This window comes from Streptomyces sp. NBC_00775 (genome assembly GCF_036347135.1).
Taxonomy (GTDB): Bacteria; Actinomycetota; Actinomycetes; order Streptomycetales; family Streptomycetaceae; genus Streptomyces; species Streptomyces lutosisoli.
This window is the reverse complement of sequence record NZ_CP108938.1, coordinates 5,474,937-5,492,430: the sequence shown is the minus strand read 5'-3', so window position 1 is coordinate 5,492,430 and position 17,494 is coordinate 5,474,937. Positions and strand designations below refer to the sequence as shown.

Below are 17,494 nucleotides of genomic sequence, written 5' to 3'. Positions count from 1 at the left end.
CATACGTCAGGAGAGCGACTCGACGGCTGCGACGGCAAAGCCGTGGTCCTGATCCGGCATGCCGCCACCGACACCGATCGCGCCGATCAGGCGGCCGTCGCGGTGGACCGGTACGCCGCCCGCGATGAACAGCAGGGGCCGGTCGAGCGCGGTGGGCAAGGTGTGGAAGAGGCCGCCGGGCTGGACCGCGTCGACGAGGTCGGCGGTGGCGGAGTCCAGCTGCAGCGCTGTGTAGGCCTTGCGCGTGCTCGTCTCACCTGAGATCAGGACGGCCTGGTCGTCGCGCCGGAAAGCGAGCAGATGACCGCCCGCGTCGAGGACGGTGACGCTGACCCTGACTCCGGAGGCTTCGGCGGCGCGGCGGGCCGCGGTGACGAGGACTTCGGCGTCCTCGATGGTCAGCGGGGCGACGGCGGTGGTGCTCATGAGGGGTGTCTCCTTGTGGGGGCGTGCTGAGTCGAGTGCGGGTGGTGTCGGATCGAGTGCGGGTGATGCAGGGTCGAGTCGGTGCGGGGACGGCCCTGGCCCCACACCTGGCTCGACGCCGGTCAGTGGTGGACGGCGGTTCGCTGTTCGGCAGGCGCGCCGCCGGCCACGACGACGGCGCTCGGGGCGTCCGTGCGGCGTTCCAGGGCGGCCGAGAGGACGGCGAGGAGGAGCGCGCTCGCGGCGAGGACGGCTCCGACCCAGTTGGGGGCGGTGTAGCCCATACCCGCGGCGATGACGATGCCGCCGATCCAGGCCGAGAGGGCGTTGCCAAGGTTGAAGGCGCCGATGTTCACGGCCGAGGCCAGGGTGGGGGCACCGTGCGCCTGGTCGAGGACGCGCTTCTGCAACGGCGGCACGGTGGCGAAGCCCAGAGCGCCGATCAGGGCGATGGTGACAGCCGCGAGGATCTTGTTGTGCGCGGTGACGGTGAACAGGGCCAGCACGACCGCGAGGCCGCCCAGGGAGACGTACAGCATCGGCATCAGTGCGCGGTCGGCGAACTTGCCGCCGATGAGGTTCCCGCCGACCATGCCGAGGCCGAAGAGGACCAGCAGCCAAGTGACGGAGCCGTCGGCGAAGCCCGCGACATGGGTCATCATCGGAGCGATATAGGTGATGGCCGCGAAGACTCCGCCGAAGCCGAGCACGGTCATCGCCATGGCCAGCAGCACCTGGACGTTCTTGAAGGCGGCCAGTTCGTGACGCAGCTGCACGCCTTCGGGCTTCGGCATTTCGGGGACCAGCTTGGCGATGCCCAGCAGCCCGATCACGCCAAGCGCGGCGACACCGGCGAAGGTGACTCGCCAGCCCACGGACTGCCCGATCAGCGTGCCCAGGGGAACGCCGACGACATTGGCGATGGTGAGCCCGCTGAACATCATGGCGATCGCGCCGGCCTTCTTCTCGGGCGCGACCAGCTCGGCGGCGACCACGGAGCCGATGCCGAAGAAGGCGCCGTGGGCGAGCGAGGCGACCACGCGGCCCGCCAGCATCAGCCCGAAGACCGGGGCGACGGCGGAGAGCAGATTGCCGAGCACGAACAGCCCCATCAGCAGCATCAGCATCCGCTTGCGGGACATCTTCGTACCGAGCGCGGTCATGATCGGGGCTCCGATCACCACGCCGAGGGCATAGCCGGTCACCAGCAGTCCGGCGGTGGGGATGGATACACCGAAGTCACCGGCGACCTCGGGCAGTACACCCATGATCACGAACTCGGTGGTTCCAATTCCGAAGGCCCCGATCGCGAGGGCCAGAAGCGCGAGAGGCATGGTGGGGTAACACCTTCCCAGACGATTGCAGGAGCGCTTAACGTGCGATCACAATAGTTGCAGACGCGGGCTATGTGCAACAGCTGACTATTGCACGCGTGCTCTATCCTGGGTTTCAGCCGCTCCGGGACGGAGGAAAACGCCATGACAGCCACGGACCCCGCGCTCACCGCCCTCGCTCAGGGCTGGTGCGCCCTCTCCCTGCTGCACGGGAGGATCGAGGCCCACATCGAGCGGGCCCTACAGACCCATCACGACCTGAGCGTGCGGGAGTACTCCCTGCTCGATGTGCTCAGCCGGCAGCACGACGGCACAGGCGGCCATCTGCAGATGAAGCAGGTCGCGGACGCGGTCGTCCTCAGTCAGAGCGCGACCACACGGCTCGTCACCCGGCTCGAGGACCGCGGGCTGCTCTCCCGCTATCTGTGCCCGACCGACCGTCGCGGCATCTACACGAACGTCAGCGAGACGGGCCTCAAGCTGCTCGAAGAGGCGCGCCCCACCAACGACGCCGCCCTGCGCGAGGCGCTCGACACAGCGGCCAGGAACCCGGAGCTGGCCCCCCTGGTCCGAGTCGTGGAGTCGGCGAGCGTGCCCGCCTGAACCGAGCGCTCCCCGAATACGTCCTCATAGGGTGCGGCCATGGGAGATCTTGAAATACGAGCGGCTGTCGCCGCCGACGTGCCCGCCATCGTCGCCGTGCTCGCGGACGACCCACTGGGCGCCCAACGCGAGTCACCGGACGACCTGACCCCCTATCTGGCTGCCCTGGAGCGCCTGCGCAGCGACCCGAACCAGCACCTGGTCGTCGCCGTACGCGAGAGCCGGGTCGTCGGCACCCTTCAGCTCACGGTGGTTCCCGGACTGTCCCGCAAGGGAGCGACTCGCGCCATCGTCGAAGGTGTACGCGTCCACGCCGACGAACGCGGCAGCGGCCTCGGCACCCAGCTCATCGAATGGGCGATCGACGAATCCCGGCGCCAGAACTGCCAGCTGGTCCAGCTGACCTCCGACGTCACTCGCCCCGATGCCCACCGCTTCTACGAGCGGCTCGGCTTCACGGCCTCCCATGTGGGCTTCAAGCTGCCGCTCTGAGGCGTATCACCTACGTCTGGCAAGCGCCGCACGCGGAGAGGCGGCCTGTTTCACGTGAAACAGGCCGCCTCTCCATGACACCGCCTACTTGATCCCTCGCCAGCCCTCGGGATCCAGCCCACCCGGCACAGGAGCCCCCTCCTCGTACGGCTGACGCGTGAAGACGAACGACCCGAGGTCGAGATGACTCACCGAGCCGTCCGGGCGTCGTACGGCCCGCAGCGGCTCCCCCGCGTAGTAGCCGTCGAGCCCCGTCCAGGTCCCGTCGGCGTTCGCCCTGAAGCGGGCGCCCCGACCGACACCGGACAGCGGCTCCAAGCCGACCTCCCCGTCAGCCGACAACCGCAACCCGAAGGCGTAGGTCCCCCAGTACCACTGCCCCACCAACTCCAGCACGGCACTGTCCACTTCGGAGATCGGTCGCCAGGGCTCAGGAATCCTCGGTTCGGCCTGCGCGACGATCCGTACGAGATCGACGGCGACGGTCAACGCGGACGGACCTGAGGTGCAGTTGGACAACAGGACCGCTGCCACGTCTTCCTCTGCATCGATCATCAGGCCGGCGATGAAGCCCGGCAGGGACCCGGAGTGCCCGACGAGTGTCCGGCCGTCGCGGTGCACGAACTGCAGGCCGAGGCCGTACCCGGAGCCTGCGGCCAGCTCGGCGGTCTCGGGCGGCGCGGAGGGCGTACGCATCTCCCGTACGGATGCCGCGGTCAACACCCGGTCGTCGCCCCGGGCAAGGAAGACGGCGAAGCGCGCCAAGTCCCCGGTGGTGGACCACAGTTGTCCGGCCGAAGCCATGCGGCCGAGGTCCTGCGCGGGCTCGGGCATCATCACGTCGGCCCAGGGGTGGACCGCCCAGCCGCCCGCGTGCGGTGCCTGCGGTCGACCGCTCGTACGGTGCAGGCCCAGTGGTTCGAGGACCTCGCGCCGCAGCACCTCCTCCCAGGGAGCGCCCCGCAACTCCTCGACCAACGCGCCCAACAGCGCGTAGCCGGGGTTCGAGTAGTGGTGCCGGCGCCCGGTCGGATGCCGGAAGGGCTGTTCGCCCAGCACGTCGGCCAGCTCGGGGCGCAGCGAGCCAGGCGTACGCTCCCACCAGGGCGCGGGCGACTCGGCGGCCAACCCACCGGTGTGCGCGAGCAGTTCGGCGATGGTGACCTCCCCCGCGCCGGTGCCCGGCAGATGCTTCTCCAGCGGGTCGCCGAGGTCCAGAACACCCTCGTCACGCAACCGCAGTACGAGTACGGCCGTGAAGGTCTTGGTGATCGAGCCGATCCGATACTGCACGTTCTCGTCGGGGCCGTGCCCGTCCACCGAGGTCCGTGCCCCGTTCCACACCGTCTCCCCGCCCCGGACGACCGCCGCGACCAGCGATGGTGCCCGCCCTTCGGCCTGTGCAACGGCGATACGGTGCAGCAGGGCCCGACGTGTGGCGGGAAGCAGATCTTCCTGAGGTGTCGTCATGCCCACAGTCCACCCGGCCGGTCACCGGACGTCGAGTGCATTTCTCCGGCGCCGCGATACTCCGAGGGGTGTGGCATCAGGTCTGCGCCATGTCCACGAAGCGCGAGTAGTGGCCCTGGAAGGCCACCGTGATCGTGGCCGTCGGGCCGTTACGGTGCTTGCCGACGATGATGTCCGCCTCGCCCGCGCGCGGTGACTCCTTCTCGTACGCGTCCTCGCGGTGCAGCAGGATCACCATGTCCGCGTCCTGCTCGATCGATCCGGATTCACGCAGGTCGGAGACCATGGGCTTCTTGTCCGTGCGCTGCTCGGGACCACGGTTGAGCTGCGACAGCGCGATCACCGGCAGCTCCAGCTCCTTGGCCAGCAGCTTCAGGTTTCGCGACATGTCGGAGACTTCCTGCTGGCGGCTCTCGGAGCGCTTGCCGCCCGACTGCATCAGCTGGAGATAGTCGATGACGACGAGCTTCAGGTCGGCGCGCTGCTTGAGGCGACGGCACTTGGCGCGGATCTCCATCATCGACAGGTTCGGGGAGTCGTCGATGTAGAGCGGGGCGGCCGAGACGTCGGGCATACGGCGCGCGAGCCGGGTCCAGTCCTCGTCGGTCATCGTGCCGGACCTCATGTGGTGCAGGGCCACGCGCGCTTCGGCCGACAGCAGTCGCATCGCGATCTCGTTGCGGCCCATTTCGAGCGAGAAGATCACGCTGGGCATGTTGTGCTTGATCGAGCAGGCCCGGGCGAAGTCCAGGGCCAGCGTCGACTTACCCATGGCGGGACGTGCCGCGATGATGATCATCTGGCCCGGGTGCAGACCGTTGGTGAGCGAGTCGAGGTCGGTGAAGCCGGTTGGCACACCGGTCATCTCCCCCGACCGCGAACCGATCGCCTCGATCTCGTCGAGCGCGCCCTCCATGATGTCGCCGAGCGGCAGATAGTCCTCGGTGGTGCGCTGCTCGGTGACCGCGTAGATCTCCGCCTGGGCGCTGTTGACGATCTCGTCGACGTCGCCGTCGGCCGCGTATCCCATCTGTGTGATGCGCGTACCCGCCTCGACCAGGCGGCGCAGGACCGCCCGCTCGTGCACGATCTCCGCGTAGTACTCGGCGTTCGCCGCGGTCGGGACCGTCTGCACCAGGGTGTGGAGATACGGTGCGCCGCCGACCTTGGTGATCTCACCGCGTTTGGTGAGCTCGGCGGCGACCGTGATGGGGTCGGCCGGCTCGCCCTTCGCATACAGGTCGAGGATCGCGCCGTAGATGGTCTCGTGCGCCGGCCGGTAGAAGTCGTGACCCTTGAGGACCTCGACAACATCGGCGATGGCGTCCTTGGACAGAAGCATGCCGCCGAGGACGGACTGCTCGGCGTCCAGGTCCTGGGGCGGCACACGCTCGAAGGACGAACCTCCGCCCTCCCACGAGCCGCTGTCCCGGTCGCGGTCGTGCTGCTCGTCACGGCCGCGGCCTCCGTTGCCGCGTTGGCGGGAAGCGGGCAGACGATCACTGGGACCGCTGTCGGCCCAGGGGTCGTCCAAGGGCTCGGAAATACTCACCGAGCCACCTCCTCCCGTCCGCCGAGCGGACCTAACCGTGCCTCTCATTTCTACGGCACGGCACTGACAACTGAGTTGCCCAACTCCGGTTCTGACGCGTCGGTTTTGCCAGGTTTCCGAGGACGGAGGAGAGAGCGGGCGCCGCACCACGGTAGGCCCGCGGGCACCGTCAGCCAATCTGGTTATCCACAGGCCATGTGGACGACGGCCCGGATGCTGTGGAGAACCCCACAAAACCTGTGCACGACCCGGTGGACAGCCTTGTGAACAAGCCCTCAGCCCCTTCGAGCAACCCGCCCTGACCTGCACCTTTCCCGTCCACCGGCTGTGCAGAAGAAAAACTTTCCCGGTCGGACCAAGATCGCTTCAAACGGTGCACCACGACGCGGCCCACGAGACAGTAAGTAAGGGGTCTTTTTACATTGCATCTCTTACCTGTGGAAGATTAGATTGGTGCTCATGACACAGGCTCCCGCGGCGTCAAGGACCGCTCGTCGCCGGCACGACCGAGAGATCGTCGCGCTGGCCGTTCCGGCCTTCGGCGCACTCGTCGCCGAGCCCCTCTTCGTCATGGCCGACAGCGCCATCGTCGGCCATCTCGGCACCGCACAACTGGCGGGCCTGGGCGTCGCCTCGGCCCTCCTCATGACGGCCGTCGGTGTCTTCGTCTTCCTCGCCTACGCCACCACGGCCGCCGTCGCCCGCCGTGTCGGCGCGGGTGATCTGCGGGCCGCGATCCGTCAGGGCATGGACGGCATCTGGCTCGCCCTGCTGATCGGCGCGACCGTCATAGCCGTCCTCCTGCCCACGGCACCTGCCCTGATGGAACTCTTCGGCGCCTCTGACACCGCCGCACCGTATGCGACCACCTATCTGCGGATCTCGGCGCTCGGCATCCCGGCCATGCTCGTCGTGCTCGCCGCCACCGGTGTCCTGCGCGGACTGCAGGACACAAAGACCCCGCTGTATGTCGCCGTCGGGGGCTTCGTGGCCAACGCCGCGCTCAACGTGGGCCTCGTCTACGGTGCGGGTCTGGGCATCGCAGGATCCGCCTGGGGCACCGTCATCGCCCAGTTCGGCATGGCCGCCGTCTATCTGTACGTCGTCATCCGCGGGGCCCGGAAGCACAGTGCCTCCTTGCGGCCGGATGCCGCCGGGATACGGGCCTGCGCCCAGGCCGGCGCACCCCTGCTCGTACGCACCCTGTCGCTGCGAGCGATTCTCATGATCGCCACGGCGGTCGCCGCCCGGCTCGGGGACGCCGAGATGGCGGCGCACCAGATCATCCTGTCCCTGTGGAGCCTGCTCGCCTTCGCGCTCGACGCGATCGCCATAGCAGGACAGGCCATCATCGGGCGCTATCTCGGTGCCGGCGACGCCCGAGGCGCCCGCGAGGCATGCCGCCGCATGGTGCAGTGGGGCATCGCCACCGGGGTCGTACTCGGTTTCCTGGTCATGACCGCTCGCCCCCTCTTCCTTCCGCTGTTCAGCAGCGATTCGACCGTGCAAGACGCTGCGCTGCCCGCCCTGCTGATGGTGGCCGTCTCCCAGCCGATCTGCGGCATCGTCTTCGTGCTGGACGGAGTCCTGATGGGCGCGGGGGACGGCCCCTACCTGGCGTGGGCCATGCTGCTCACCCTGGCGGTCTTCGCTCCCGTCGCGCTGCTCGTCCCCGCACTCGGCGGCGGGCTCACCGCACTCTGGGGAGCAATGACGCTGATGATGGCGATACGGATGCTGACCCTGTGGCTGCGTTCTCGCTCGGGGCGCTGGATCGTCACGGGCGCGACGCGCTGACCGTTTCACGTGAAACGCGTGCCGCGGCACGCGGCACGCGGCACGCGGCACGCGGCACGCGGCACGCGGCACCAGAGACCAGAGACCAGGGTTTCACGTGAAACGACGCACCGCTGTCGCCTCCGCCCCCGAGTACTGGCATCCGCAGGAAAGGCAGCCGCACACTAGCGGCACGCAGAAGGGCCGCACCCCGTGGGGTGCGGCCCTTCTCTCAGCTATGCCGAGCGCTGCACTCAGGCAGCGACAACCTCGATGTTGACCTTGGCGGCAACCTCGGGGTGCAGACGCACGGACGTCTCGTGGGCGCCCAGGGTCTTGATGGGCGCGCCCAGCTCGATGCGGCGCTTGTCGACCTCGGGGCCACCGGAAGCCTTGATCGCCGAGGCGATGTCAGCCGGGGTGACGGAGCCGAAGAGACGACCGGCGTCGCCGGAGCGAACGGCCAGACGGACCTTCACGCCCTCGAGGCGGGCCTTGATCTCGTTGGCCTGCTCGATGGTCGCGATCTCGTGGATCTTGCGAGCACGACGAATCTGCTCGACGTCCTTCTCGCCGCCCTTGGTCCAGCGGATCGCAAAGTTCCGCGGGATCAGGTAGTTGCGAGCGTAACCGTCCTTGACGTCAACGACGTCGCCCGCGGCACCGAGGCCGGAGACCTCGTGGGTGAGGATGATCTTCATGTTTCGGTCACCCTTCCCTTATCGCGCGGTGGAGGTGTAGGGCAGCAGCGCCATCTCACGGCTGTTCTTCACGGCCGTGGCGACGTCACGCTGGTGCTGCGTGCAGTTGCCGGTCACGCGGCGGGCACGGATCTTGCCGCGGTCGGAAATGAACTTCCGCAGCATGTTCGTGTCCTTGTAGTCCACGTACGTGACCTTGTCCTTGCAGAAAGCGCAGACCTTCTTCTTAGGCTTGCGCACAGGCGGCTTCGCCATGGTGTTTCTCCTGTGTGATCAAGAAGTGGGGGTACGGCCCACCCTCGGCCCGGGGGCCTAGAAGGGGGGCTCGTCCGAGTAGCCGCCGCCGGAGCCGCCGGAGTTTCCACCCCAGCCGCCGCCACCGCCGCCGCCTTGGTTGCCACCGGCAGGAGCGCTGGTCGCCCAGGGGTCTTCGGCGGGAGCGCCGCCACCCTGCTGCTGACCGCCGCCGGAGCCTCCGCCCCAGCCGCCGCCCTGCTGGCCGCCGCCACCGCCGCCGTAACCGCCCTGGCCGCCCTGGCCACCTCGACCGGTGGTCTTGGTGACCTTGGCCGTGGCGCTCTTCAGGCTGGCGCCGACTTCCTCGACGTCCAGCTCGTAGACCGTGCGCTTGACGCCCTCACGGTCCTCGTAGGACCGCTGCTTCAGCCGGCCCTGCACGATGACGCGCATGCCTCGCTGAAGCGATTCGGCGACGTTCTCCGCCGCCTGACGCCAGACCGAGCAGGTCAGGAACAGGCTCTCGCCGTCCTTCCACTCATTGGTCTGACGGTCGAAGGTGCGGGGGGTGGACGCGACACGGAACTTCGCGACCGCCGCACCGGAAGGGGTGAAGCGCAGCTCGGGGTCGTCGACAAGATTGCCGACGACCGTGATGACGGTCTCGCCTGCCATGGGGGAACCTCTCGGCGGGTTTGCTGCTGGCTGCTTAGTGCTGCTACTCGATGCCCGAGATCAGCTGAGCGGAGCTCAGTGGGTCTCGGGACGGAGGACCTTGGTCCGGAGGACCGACTCGTTCAGGTTCATCTGGCGGTCGAGCTCCTTGACGACCGCAGGCTCGGCCTGCAGGTCGATGACCGAGTAGATGCCCTCGGGCTTCTTCTTGATCTCGTACGAGAGACGACGACGGCCCCAGGTGTCGACCTTCTCGACCTTTCCGTTGCCCTCACGGACGACGGAGAGGAAGTTCTCGATCAGGGGGGCGACAGCGCGCTCCTCCAGATCGGGGTCGAGGATGACCATCACCTCGTAGTGACGCATGTGGAACCCACCTCCTTTGGACTCAACGGCCACGGTCGTTCCGTGGCAGGAGGGTTGTGATGCGTACGCAACGGTATCGGCCGCCACTGACAATCGGGCTCCCCGATCGGTGAACCGAGCGGCAATCCCTGTCGTGACCTGGCTTTGAGCCTGGGCAGACACCGGTGCAGAGGGTACAGAGTACCTGCACACCGGCTTCCGGTTGAAATCCGACCGGGTTGACCGTCAATCTGTACACATCGGGTGTGTATGGCGCTACGATGCGCCGCCTTCCGCAGGAGGTGCCCTATGGCACAGGTATTGCGACCCAACACCACCGGCTCACTCTTCGCCACGGACGGCAAGCCGCATCCGCTCCAGGACACCTTGCTCGTGGTGACCCTGGTGTGCGGGATCACGGCCTTCGTCTCGTCGATGTTCGACAGTCTGCATCTGCTCAGTTCCTGGGCCGGCCTCGTCGGGATCCTCACCGGCGCCTACGGGCAGTTCATCTCCGAGACGACACGAGAGCGCTTCGGGCTGATTCTGGGGCTCGGCTTCTCGGCCGTCGGTTTCTACCTCGGCCTGGCCCACGGCGGCCTCTTCGGCGGTGTGTTCTGAGTCGAACGTCCGTTTTCCCCTGACCCTGGGACGCTTCACGCTCCATCCCCGGGGTCCAGGTTCCATACGGCCAGACGGGGCGCTCGCAGGGCGCAGTAGGCTTCGGCGCGAGAGCCGGAGCCCCTGTACCCATGGGGACACACCAGCCCGAGGAGCGCCCCGAATGAGCCTGACCCTGAGGACCATCAGTCGAGAGCAGCATCTGGCATACATCCAGAGTCTGCCCTCGGCGAGTCACATGCAGGTCCCGGCCTGGGCAGATGTCAAGGCGGAGTGGCGCTCCGAGAACCTCGGCTGGTTCGACGACAGGACCGGCGAGATGGTCGGCGCGGGCCTGGTGCTGTACCGCCAGCTGCCCAAGATCAAGCGCTATCTCGCTTATCTGCCCGAGGGTCCGGTCATCAACTGGTACGCGCCGAACCTCGACGACTGGCTGCAGCCGATGCTCGCGCACCTCAAGCAGCAGGGCGCCTTCTCCGTGAAGATGGGCCCTCCGGTGATCATCCGGCGCTGGGAGGCCGCGTCCATCAAGGGCGGCATCCAGAACCCGGACGTGAAGCGCCTGCGCGACATCGAGGCGGACTTCATCGAGCCGCGCGCCTTCGAGGTGGCCGACAAGCTGCGCCGCATGGGCTGGCAGCAGGGCGAGGACGGCGGCGCCGGCTTCGGCGACGTCCAGCCCCGCTACGTCTTCCAGGTGCCGCTGGCCAACCGCTCCCTGGAAGAGGTCCACAAGAACTTCAACCAGCTGTGGCGCCGCAACATCAAGAAGGCCGAGAAGGAGGGCGTCGAGGTCGTCCAGGGCGGCTACCAGGACCTGGAGGAGTGGCAGCGGCTGTACGAGATCACCGCGATCCGCGACCACTTCCGGCCCCGCCCGCTGTCGTACTTCCAGCGCATGTGGACGGCCCTCAACACCGAGGACCCCAACCGGATGCGGCTCTACTTCGCCCGGCGGGGCGGCGTGAACCTGTCCGCCGCGACGATGCTGGTCGTCGGCGGGCACGTCTGGTACTCGTACGGCGCATCGGACAACATCGGACGTGAGTTCCGACCCTCGAACGCGATGCAGTGGCGCATGCTGCGCGACTCGTACGCCCTGGGTGCGACGGTCTATGACCTGCGCGGCATCTCCGACTCGCTGGACGAGACCGACCACCTCTTCGGACTGATCCAGTTCAAGGTGGGCACGGGCGGGCAGGCCGCCGAGTACCTCGGCGAGTGGGACTTCCCGCTGAACAAGCTGCTCCACAAGGCGCTCGACATCTACATGTCGCGCCGCTGAACCAGACCGAAAACAACCCCCCACCGCATCCCACACCGCATGCTGAGCCATTGATCCGGCCCGGCATCGCCACGTCGGCCCCGCGGATCCGCCACAATTTCCTTTCATACCTCTGATACACCGCAGCCACGAGAAAGGTTCCGGGACCGGCCATGGCGCTCACGCTCTACGTCGACACCGCGCGCTGGCGGGCACACCACAAGCAGGTGTCCGAGCAGTTCCCGGGTCTTGTCCCCGTCTGCAAGGGCAACGGCTACGGCTTCGGCCACGAACGGCTCGCGGACGAGGCCACCCGCCTCGGCTCCGACGTCCTCGCCGTCGGCACCACGTACGAGGCCGCCCGGATCAAGGACTGGTTCGGCGGCGATCTGCTGGTCCTGACGCCGTTCAGGCGGGGCGAGGAGCCCGTACCGCTGCCCGACCGTGTCATCCGCTCGGTGTCGTCCATCGACGGCGTGTACGGCCTCGTGGGCGCCCGTGTCGTCATCGAGGTGATGTCCTCGATGAAGCGGCACGGTGTCAGCGAGCAGGACCTGCCGCATCTGCACTCCGCCATAGAGAACGTCCGGCTGGAGGGCTTCGCGATCCACCTGCCGCTGGACCGCACCGACGGCTCGGACGCCGTCGAGGAGGTCATCGGCTGGATGGACCGCCTTCGCGCGGCCCGCCTGCCGCTGCACACGATGTTCGTCAGCCACCTCAAGGCCGCGGAACTCGCGCGGCTGCAGCAGCAGTTCCCGCAGACCCACTTCCGTGCGCGTATCGGCACGCGGCTGTGGCTGGGGGACCACGAGGCGACCGAGTACCGCGGGGCCGTCCTGGACGTCACCCGTGTGTCCAAGGGCGACCGCTTCGGCTACCGGCAGCAGAAGGTGGCCTCGGACGGCTGGCTCGTCGTCGTGGCGGGCGGTACGTCGCACGGAGTGGGTCTGGAGGCCCCGAAGGCGCTGCACGGCGTCATGCCGCGCGCCAAGGGCGTCGCCCGTGCCGGCCTCGCGACGGTCAACCGGAACCTTTCGCCGTTCGTGTGGGCGGGCAAGCAGCGCTGGTTCGCGGAGCCCCCGCACATGCAGGTCTCGATCCTCTTCGTGCCCTCGGACGCCACGGAGCCGAAGGTCGGCGACGAGCTGGTGGCCCACCTTCGGCACACCACCACACAGTTCGACCGCATCGTCGAACGCTGACCCTCTGGGTTCGACCCGCTCGGAGACAGCCGAAAGGCCGTACACGGACACCGTGTACGGCCTTTTGCGTGGCTTCCCTACGCCCTGTTCGCTCAGGGCGAACGGTCTCCGGCTGCCCCACTCCGGCTGCCCCACTCCACCTGCGGCCCGTCGAAGTGCGCCGCGTGCCGCGGTGGATGGGCCGCGGCACCGAGTACGAAGACGTCCTCCGCACCATCCAGGACACCGCCCGACGGGTCGTCGTCACCAGCTCGGCGCACCATGTCGCGCTCCGGCATGAAGATGTCGCGTACGACTACGGCGCACAGGTACAGCGTCCCCAACAGGTGGACGGCGATGGCGACTTGGTACCCGTCGGTCGGCAGTCCCTTGTGAGCGTCCCCACTGGTCGTGTACGCGAGGTACATCCAGATCCCCAGGAAGTACGCGACCTCGCACGCCTGCCAGATCAGGAAGTCCCGCCAGCGCGGCCGGGCCAGCGCGGCGAGGGGGACCAGCCACAGCACGTACTGGGGCGAGTAGACCTTGTTGGTGAGGATGAAGGCCGCGACGATCAGGAAGGCGAGCTGGGCGAAGCGGGGGCGGCGCGGGGCGGTGAGCGTGAGGGCGGTCAGGCCCGCACAGAGGAGCAGCATCATGATCAGCGCCCACGTGTTCGCGGTGTCCGCGGTGATCGCGATCTTCAGCCAGTTCGAGATGAACAGGAAGACCGACCCGAAGTCCACCCCGCGGTCGTGGCTGAAGCTGTAGAACTTCGCCCACCCTTCCGGCGCCAGGTACATCACCGGAAGGTTCACAGCGAGCCAGGCCCCGACGGCGCCGAGCAGCGCTGTCCCGAACTCGCGCCACTTACCGGCCCGCCAGCACAGCAGGAAGAGCGGTCCCATCACCAGGAACGGGTAGAACTTGGCGGCCGTGGCGAGGCCGATCAGCACGCCGAACGCCAGAGCGCGCCCCCGCGACCACATGAGCATCGCGGCGGCCAGCAGGGCCACAGCGAGGAGATCCCAGTTGATGGTGGCCGTGAGCGCGAACGCGGGCGCGAGGGCGACCAGGAGGCCGTCCCAGGGGCGTCGACGGTGGGTGCGCGCGGTGCATACGGCGATGACCGCCGCGCACACCATCAGCATCCCGGCGTTGACCATCCAGTAGGTCTGCTCCTGGACCTGGATGCTCCCGCTACCCGGGGTGAGCCAGGCCGCGACCTCCATGAACACACCGGTCAGCACCGGGTACTCGAGGTAGTCCATGTCGCCGGGGATCTTGTCGAAGTACGGCACAAGACCGTCGGCGAAGCCGCGCCCCTGGTAGAGGTGCGGGATGTCCGAGTAGCACGCGTGCGTGTACTGCGAGCTGGCGCCGAAGAACCAGGCACTGTCGTAGCAGGGCAGCTTCTGCACCATGCCCAGGGCGAACATCCCGATCGCGATGAGCGCGACAACCCGCACAGGCGTCCACCAGGACGTCCCGAGCAAGGCCCGTCGCCCGATGGGGCCGCCGATCAGCTCACTGCCGCTCGCGGCGACCTCGTCCTCCCTGGTCGGCCGTACCAGCTCTGGCTCGCGCACGCTCGCTCGCGTCGTCTCTGCACTGGGCATGCCGCACATCCTGCCGTACGCGCCTAGGAATACGCCGAGGGCCGCCGCACCTGGTCGGTGCGGCGGCCCTCGTTTCACGTGAAACGGTGTGTTTCACGTGAAACACACACGGAGACGGCTATCCGCTCGATCCTCCGAAGATTCCACCATTGCCGTTGCCTCTGGTGGTGCTGGTGGTGGTTTCCGTTGGGGTGGCGGTCACTCCTCCGTCCGTACTGCCGGTGCTCGTGCCACCCGTGCTGGTGCCGCCCGTGTCGCTACAGCTCCAGCCGAAGTTTCCGCAGGTCTCGCTCGTCGAGGGCGAAGGAGACGTCACGGACTCACTGGGCGTCGGAGTCGGCGTCGCACTCTCCGTCGCGCTCGCGGTGGGCGAGGGGGTCGCGCTCGGGCTCGGGGTGTCATTGAGGACCTTGCCGATGTCCGTGGGCGTCGGGAAGTCCACCGCCTTCTCACCCTTGAGCGCCTGCTCCATGTAGTCGCGCCAGATCTGGGACGGGAACGAGGCACCGTGAATCGTCTTCTCGCCGCCGGTGCCGTACATCTGCAGGAACTCGCGATTCTTGCTGGTCTCGTCGTCGTCCATGCGGTACATGCCGATCGCCGTCGACAGCTGAGGGGTGTACCCGACGAACCAGGCGGACTTGTTGCCGTCGGTGGTACCGGTCTTACCAGCCACTTCACGACCGGTCAGCTGGGCGTTGGTACCGGTTCCCTTCTCGACCACGGTCTTCAGGACGTCGGTGACGTTGTCGGCGACCTCCGCGGTGAACGCCTGCTTGGTCTTGGCGACTTCGCTGTGGCGGAAGACCGTGCCGTCCTTGCTGGTGATCTCCTGGACCGAGTACGGGTTGTTCTGCTTGCCGCTGGCCGCGAACGTGGCGTATGCACCGGCCATACGGATCGCGCTCGGTGAGGACGTTCCCAGGGAGAAGGACGGATAGTTGGCGCTGGCAAGGCTCGACTCCAGGATGCCGGCGTCCATGACAGCCGCCTTGACCTTGTCCAGGCCGACATCCATACCCAACTGGACATATGCGGAGTTCACGGACTCTCGCATCGCCTCACGCAGGTCGATCTTGTAGCTGGGCGGGTTGTACGACTGCTGGCCGTCGTTCTTCTGCCGCCACTCGTTGCCGTTCTTGTCCGTCCAGATAGTCCCGTCGTAGTCCTTGATCTTGAGCTTGTTCTTACCGCTGTACAGGCTCTTCGGGGACACGATGGTGCGCTCGTCCTGCGCCTGGACCGGATCACCGTCGGGGTTCCTGACACCCCACGACATGGCGGCGGCCAGCACGAAGGGCTTGAACGTCGAACCCACCTGGGCGCCGGTCTGGTCGGCGTTGTTGGTGAAGTGCTTGGTCGCGTCCTCACCGCCGTATATGGCCTCGATCGCGCCGGTTTCCGGGTTGACGGACGCCCCGCCGAACTGAACGTACTTGTCCGTCTTCGGGCGCAGCTTGGGCTTGATGTTCGCCTTGCGGACCTTGTCCACGGCCTTCGTGAGCGCGTCGACCTTCTTCTTGTCGAAGGTCGTGTGGATCGAGTAGCCGCCCTGCTGAAGCTGGCTCGCGGTGATCTTGGTGTTGTTGATGATGTAGCCCTTGGCGAGATCGACGAGATAGCCGATCTGGCCGCTGAGCTGAGTGTTCGACCGCGGGTTCTGCCACTTGGGGAGGTCCTTGTACGTGGCCCGCTTCGCGGCGCTCAGGTGGCCGTACTCGACCTCCTTGGTGAGGGTGTCCGCCCACTGGGCCTTGGCCCGCTTCTTGTTGGCATCGGGTGTCGCGCCGACCGGGTCGACCTCCGTCGCACCCGCCGGGTCGTAGTACGTGGCGCCCTTGAGCATCGCCGCCAGGAAGGCGCACTCGCTCGGGTTCAGCTTGATGGCGTCCTTGTTGAAGTACGCGCGCGCGCCCGCCTGGATACCGTAGGCCCCGCGACCGAAGTACGCGGAGTTCAGGTAGCCGGCCATGATGTCTTCCTTCTTGACCGTGGCGCCGACCTTTATCGCTACGAAGAGCTCCTTGAACTTCCGCGAGATCGTCTGCGACTGGTCGTCCAGCATCGCGTTCTTCACGTACTGCTGGGTGATGGTCGAGCCACCCTGCGTCTGACCACCCTTGGCCATGTTGTAGAAAGCGCGGGCGATGCCCTTCGGGTCGATGCCGCTGTCGGTCTCGAAGGTCTTGTTCTCCTGCGAGATGACGGCATACCGCATCGCTTCGGGGATCTGGTCGTAGTTGATGATCTGGCGGTTGGTCTCACCACCGGTGGCGACCATCTCGCTGCCGTCGGCCCAGTAGTAGACGTTGTTCTGCGCCGTGGCGGTGTCGGCGACCTTCGGGACGGAGACCATCGCGTACGCGATACCGGCCACAGCGACCAGGCTGCCGCAGAAGCCGATGAACAGCCCCGTCACCAGCTTCCAGGACGGGACCCAGCGCCCCACGCCGTACTTGCCCGCGCGCGGATAGTCGATGATCCGCTTCTTGGCGGGCGGCCCGGAACGGCCTCGGCCACGCCCGGGCCCGTTCGGACCCGCGGGGCCGCCACGCCGGCCGCCACCGCCTCCGGGGCCGCCGCGTCCCGCGCCGTCGGCCGATCTGCGCCGGCCGCCGCCACTATTACTACTGCTGCCTCTCTGCGCCGCCCGTCGGGCCTCGGCACGGCCACCGTACGGGCGCTCCTCACCCCCCGAGCCATAGGAGTCGGAAGGAGACTCGGTGGCGCCACGCGGTGCCGCGCGGCGGCCTTCGGACGGGCCGGGCTGGCCGCGTCGGGCCGCGGCACGTCCGCCGCCCTGTGGCTGCGGCGTTTTGCGACGGTGCTCGCTCATCGAACGATTACTCCTCGGGCAGGCGCACCCGTGCGCGCCTGGAAACGGCGGCTGGTTTCCGGTCCCCCCGAAGTACGGATGCGGTCGTTTGCGCATTCACCCGTACTGCACCAAGGACGATGACGCCCCCAGGCGTCACTTGGTTCCCGGTGGTGTGCATGCCGCACAGACTACGCACCGTCAAAACCCACCTAGCTCCGAAGTTCACCCCAAATCAGGCAACTTGCTTCGTATGAATCGGTGATGTGACGCCGTTCACCGTGACCCCACTTGTCGCATCCGCATGACCGTTCTATCGTGCTGATGTATCGAGTCGATACATCAGCGCGGCATAAAGACCGTGCCGACGAGGCAGCGAC

16 protein-coding genes are annotated in these 17,494 nt (G+C 67.5%); 6 read left to right on the top strand and 10 right to left on the bottom strand.

The window, feature by feature from the left end:
- Nucleotides 1-6 precede the first annotated feature (6 nt).
- Both OIC96_RS24450 and OIC96_RS24445 read right to left on the bottom strand, forming a co-directional pair.
- The gene (locus tag OIC96_RS24450; RefSeq protein WP_330305784.1) at nt 7-426 is read right to left on the bottom strand and encodes a GlcG/HbpS family heme-binding protein; all 420 of its coding nucleotides are present in this window, start codon (nt 424-426) and stop codon (nt 7-9) included.
- A 122-nt stretch (nt 427-548) separates the two neighbouring features.
- On the bottom strand, nt 549-1,760 hold the full coding sequence (locus tag OIC96_RS24445; RefSeq protein ID WP_330305785.1) for an MFS transporter: 1,212 nt from the start codon (nt 1,758-1,760) through the stop codon (nt 549-551).
- 144 nt (nt 1,761-1,904) lie between these two features.
- Between OIC96_RS24445 and OIC96_RS24440 the strand changes: the two genes are divergently transcribed.
- Both OIC96_RS24440 and OIC96_RS24435 read left to right on the top strand, forming a co-directional pair.
- On the top strand, nt 1,905-2,363 hold the full coding sequence (locus OIC96_RS24440) for a MarR family winged helix-turn-helix transcriptional regulator (RefSeq protein ID WP_330305786.1): 459 nt from the start codon (nt 1,905-1,907) through the stop codon (nt 2,361-2,363).
- Nucleotides 2,364-2,402: 39 nt separating this feature from the next.
- Nucleotides 2,403-2,855: a GNAT family N-acetyltransferase gene (locus OIC96_RS24435; protein ID WP_330305787.1), complete on the top strand. Its 453-nt coding sequence runs from the start codon at nt 2,403-2,405 to the stop codon at nt 2,853-2,855.
- Nucleotides 2,856-2,939: 84 nt separating this feature from the next.
- Here the strand turns inward: OIC96_RS24435 and OIC96_RS24430 are convergent, their stop codons facing one another.
- Nucleotides 2,940-4,325, bottom strand: coding sequence for a serine hydrolase domain-containing protein (locus OIC96_RS24430; RefSeq protein WP_330305788.1), 1,386 nt, complete (start codon nt 4,323-4,325; stop codon nt 2,940-2,942).
- Nucleotides 4,326-4,401: 76 nt separating this feature from the next.
- The gene (gene dnaB, locus OIC96_RS24425) at nt 4,402-5,877 is read right to left on the bottom strand and encodes a replicative DNA helicase (protein ID WP_330305789.1); all 1,476 of its coding nucleotides are present in this window, start codon (nt 5,875-5,877) and stop codon (nt 4,402-4,404) included.
- Nucleotides 5,878-6,327: 450 nt separating this feature from the next.
- On the opposite strand from dnaB, the gene OIC96_RS24420 reads away from it, so the two are divergent.
- Nucleotides 6,328-7,674, top strand: coding sequence for an MATE family efflux transporter (locus OIC96_RS24420; RefSeq protein WP_406501796.1), 1,347 nt, complete (start codon nt 6,328-6,330; stop codon nt 7,672-7,674).
- 233 nt (nt 7,675-7,907) lie between these two features.
- On the opposite strand, the gene rplI is transcribed toward OIC96_RS24420, so the two are convergent.
- From rplI to rpsF, 4 genes are all read right to left on the bottom strand, one after another.
- A complete protein-coding gene (gene rplI, locus OIC96_RS24415) occupies nt 7,908-8,354 on the bottom strand; it encodes a 50S ribosomal protein L9 (RefSeq protein WP_189187153.1) in 447 nt (148 codons plus the stop codon).
- 18 nt (nt 8,355-8,372) lie between these two features.
- Nucleotides 8,373-8,609, bottom strand: a complete 237-nt coding sequence (rpsR, locus tag OIC96_RS24410) for a 30S ribosomal protein S18 (protein WP_003949403.1) — start codon at nt 8,607-8,609, stop codon at nt 8,373-8,375.
- Nucleotides 8,610-8,666: 57 nt separating this feature from the next.
- On the bottom strand, nt 8,667-9,266 hold the full coding sequence (locus tag OIC96_RS24405; protein WP_330305791.1) for a single-stranded DNA-binding protein: 600 nt from the start codon (nt 9,264-9,266) through the stop codon (nt 8,667-8,669).
- Nucleotides 9,267-9,341: 75 nt separating this feature from the next.
- Complete coding sequence (rpsF, locus tag OIC96_RS24400) at nt 9,342-9,632, bottom strand: 30S ribosomal protein S6 (protein WP_005482942.1); 291 nt, start codon at nt 9,630-9,632, stop codon at nt 9,342-9,344.
- 288 nt (nt 9,633-9,920) lie between these two features.
- On the opposite strand from rpsF, the gene OIC96_RS24395 reads away from it, so the two are divergent.
- The 3 genes from OIC96_RS24395 (at nt 9,921) to OIC96_RS24385 (ending at nt 12,701) form a co-directional block, all read left to right on the top strand.
- Nucleotides 9,921-10,232, top strand: coding sequence for a hypothetical protein (locus OIC96_RS24395; RefSeq protein WP_330305792.1), 312 nt, complete (start codon nt 9,921-9,923; stop codon nt 10,230-10,232).
- A gap of 163 nt (nt 10,233-10,395) precedes the next feature.
- Nucleotides 10,396-11,517: a peptidoglycan bridge formation glycyltransferase FemX gene (gene femX, locus OIC96_RS24390; protein ID WP_327430064.1), complete on the top strand. Its 1,122-nt coding sequence runs from the start codon at nt 10,396-10,398 to the stop codon at nt 11,515-11,517.
- Nucleotides 11,518-11,669: 152 nt separating this feature from the next.
- On the top strand, nt 11,670-12,701 hold the full coding sequence (locus OIC96_RS24385) for an alanine racemase (RefSeq protein WP_327430065.1): 1,032 nt from the start codon (nt 11,670-11,672) through the stop codon (nt 12,699-12,701).
- A 92-nt stretch (nt 12,702-12,793) separates the two neighbouring features.
- On the opposite strand, the gene OIC96_RS24380 is transcribed toward OIC96_RS24385, so the two are convergent.
- On the bottom strand, nt 12,794-14,299 hold the full coding sequence (locus tag OIC96_RS24380; RefSeq protein ID WP_330305793.1) for a glycosyltransferase family 87 protein: 1,506 nt from the start codon (nt 14,297-14,299) through the stop codon (nt 12,794-12,796).
- Between the two features lie 118 nt (nt 14,300-14,417).
- Nucleotides 14,418-17,135 carry a transglycosylase domain-containing protein gene (locus tag OIC96_RS24375; protein WP_330305794.1) on the bottom strand — a complete coding sequence of 906 codons (2,718 nt, stop codon included), beginning with the start codon at nt 17,133-17,135 and terminating at the stop codon, nt 14,418-14,420.
- Nucleotides 17,136-17,494: the final 359 nt, after the last annotated feature.

Excerpts from the sequence above, each read along its gene's own strand:
- OIC96_RS24440 (WP_330305786.1), top strand. The coding sequence starts at position 1,905 with ATGACAGCCACGGACCCCGCGCTCACCGCCCTCGCTCAGGGCTGGTGC.
- OIC96_RS24375 (WP_330305794.1), bottom strand. The coding sequence starts at position 17,135 with ATGAGCGAGCACCGTCGCAAAACGCCGCAGCCACAGGGCGGCGGACGT.
- OIC96_RS24385 (WP_327430065.1), top strand. The coding sequence starts at position 11,670 with ATGGCGCTCACGCTCTACGTCGACACCGCGCGCTGGCGGGCACACCAC.
- OIC96_RS24435 (WP_330305787.1), top strand. The coding sequence starts at position 2,403 with ATGGGAGATCTTGAAATACGAGCGGCTGTCGCCGCCGACGTGCCCGCC.
- OIC96_RS24405 (WP_330305791.1), bottom strand. The coding sequence starts at position 9,266 with ATGGCAGGCGAGACCGTCATCACGGTCGTCGGCAATCTTGTCGACGAC.
- OIC96_RS24380 (WP_330305793.1), bottom strand. The coding sequence starts at position 14,299 with ATGCCCAGTGCAGAGACGACGCGAGCGAGCGTGCGCGAGCCAGAGCTG.
- OIC96_RS24445 (WP_330305785.1), bottom strand. The coding sequence starts at position 1,760 with ATGCCTCTCGCGCTTCTGGCCCTCGCGATCGGGGCCTTCGGAATTGGA.
- femX (WP_327430064.1), top strand. The coding sequence starts at position 10,396 with ATGAGCCTGACCCTGAGGACCATCAGTCGAGAGCAGCATCTGGCATAC.
- rplI (WP_189187153.1), bottom strand. The coding sequence starts at position 8,354 with ATGAAGATCATCCTCACCCACGAGGTCTCCGGCCTCGGTGCCGCGGGC.
- rpsR (WP_003949403.1), bottom strand. The coding sequence starts at position 8,609 with ATGGCGAAGCCGCCTGTGCGCAAGCCTAAGAAGAAGGTCTGCGCTTTC.
- OIC96_RS24395 (WP_330305792.1), top strand. The coding sequence starts at position 9,921 with ATGGCACAGGTATTGCGACCCAACACCACCGGCTCACTCTTCGCCACG.
- rpsF (WP_005482942.1), bottom strand. The coding sequence starts at position 9,632 with ATGCGTCACTACGAGGTGATGGTCATCCTCGACCCCGATCTGGAGGAG.
- OIC96_RS24450 (WP_330305784.1), bottom strand. The coding sequence starts at position 426 with ATGAGCACCACCGCCGTCGCCCCGCTGACCATCGAGGACGCCGAAGTC.
- OIC96_RS24430 (WP_330305788.1), bottom strand. The coding sequence starts at position 4,325 with ATGACGACACCTCAGGAAGATCTGCTTCCCGCCACACGTCGGGCCCTG.